We start from the raw sequence: 1,659 nt of genomic DNA on the forward strand, positions 1-1,659 counted from the left end.
GTCGCCGGCTTCGAAGCCACCACCGTCCTCAACCGCAAGGACTTCGGCATCACCATCGACATGCCCCTCGAAGGCGGCGGAGCCGTCGTCGGCGACAAGATCACCATCACCCTCGAGATCGAGGCCGGCCTGCAGGCCTGACCCATGGGCGTCGATATCAGTGGTACTGAAACGAGTGCCCGTTACGACCTGGGACTGTCGTTCGCTCGCAGTCTCAGATTCTGGTGATCGGTGGGACGACGTACGTCTGATCCAGCACTGATGGTGCGGGCTCGTACATTCTGAGTACGGGCCGGAAATCTCCTGCGGGAGAGGGCAACCAGTTCGCGGTTGCGGCATCACTCGCGGGTTTGGTGTGGCTGATGGTGATGGTCAACGACCCGTCCTCGTCGCGCACGATCCCGGGAGTGCGATCACCGATCGAATAGCGGTTGATCGGGTTGCTCACCAGGAAGAAGTCCGGCACCGAGTACATGGTCAGCGACCAGAATGCGTCAACGGGCGGAGTCGGGTCGAGCCGGAGTGTGTACGTATTCGAACCGGTGAGCTGCCGGCCCCGATCATCGAGGTAGGTCATGATGTATGCCGCCTCGTAGGGGTGATTCCCCCAGAGCCCTCCCTTGGCTGCGGCAGCCCGCTCGATGATCCGCAAGGTCGGGTCCTCGATCTTGAATCGTGCGTCGTCGAGCGCCCCGACTTCGAAGAAGTCGAGGTTGTAGTCGAAGGCGTGGAACGTCAGCTTCCAGCCGTTGACTTCGGGACTCGACCCCTTTGTCAGTGCCGTGTCCAGGTTTTGACGACCGGCAGCCAAGCCTGCGCGCAGAGCTGCCGCCGTCTCGTCGTCCGGTGACGAGTAGGGAGTGGGGCCGGATCGGTCGATTCCGAGCGGTGCGAACGAGTCCTGCAATGCGCGATCGCGTGTAGCCGGCGGGAAGGCCTGTGACCACAGCCGTAGCTTCTCGAAGAACAGGAGGTCGGTGCCGACCGTCGGATCCGGCGACGGGAGACCCGCGGGTCGGGTGCCGGGGTGGAGCACGGTCAGAGTGGTCGAATCCTGCAATGCATGAACAGCCGGAAGGTCGTCGTCGCCGGAGCATCCCCACCTGCCGACGATCGAGGCAATCGTCGTAGGGAACGTGATGACGGTGACGTCGCCCGGATCGCCGGCGTTCCAGCCCGGCGGCACCAACAGGAAATCGGCGGCGGCAGTGCCGGTGGCGCGGTGGCCCACGTACGCGAAGTTGTTGGTCCAGGCGTCGACGAACTGCAGCACGTAGTACCGGCCGGCAGTGTCCGGAACGTGCAGGGCGACAGGTCCCACGGACAGATCTATCTGGGCCATCGAGTACACGGTGTCGTTGTTGATGGTCACGAACGTGTCTGCCGGGCCGGCCAATGCTCGCGCGTGGCTGAAAGTGTTGAACCCTGCTGCGGGATTCGCTCCGACTCCCTCGTGGACATACCGGTGGACCTGGTCCACGTTGAAGACGAGGGGAAATCCGTAGATGTAGGCATGAGATGCCAGATCGGACAACGTCTGGTTCGTCACGGCAATCCTATTCTTCGTCCCTGTTCTTCGTCTCGGATACGCGTCGGGTCTCCATACCGGCCCCGACTGTGGGCGAGCCCTACGATTGACAACACTGCGGTGATCTGACC

2 protein-coding genes are annotated in these 1,659 nt (G+C 62.9%); one reads left to right on the plus strand and one right to left on the minus strand.

Annotated elements, in window-relative coordinates; all coding sequences use genetic code 11:
* Positions 1-141 (plus strand): YceI family protein (locus AC1D1G_RS44935; RefSeq protein WP_477956910.1); only part of this gene is annotated, 141 nt, incomplete at its 5' end.
* Between the two features lie 73 nt (positions 142-214).
* Here the strand turns inward: AC1D1G_RS44935 and AC1D1G_RS44940 are convergent.
* Entirely contained in the window at positions 215-1,549 is a 1,335-nt protein-coding gene (locus tag AC1D1G_RS44940) for a DUF1254 domain-containing protein (protein WP_477956909.1), read from the minus strand.
* Between the last annotated feature and the right edge of the window lie 110 nt (positions 1,550-1,659).

The organism is Rhodococcus sp. P3_B8, from assembly GCF_056402775.1.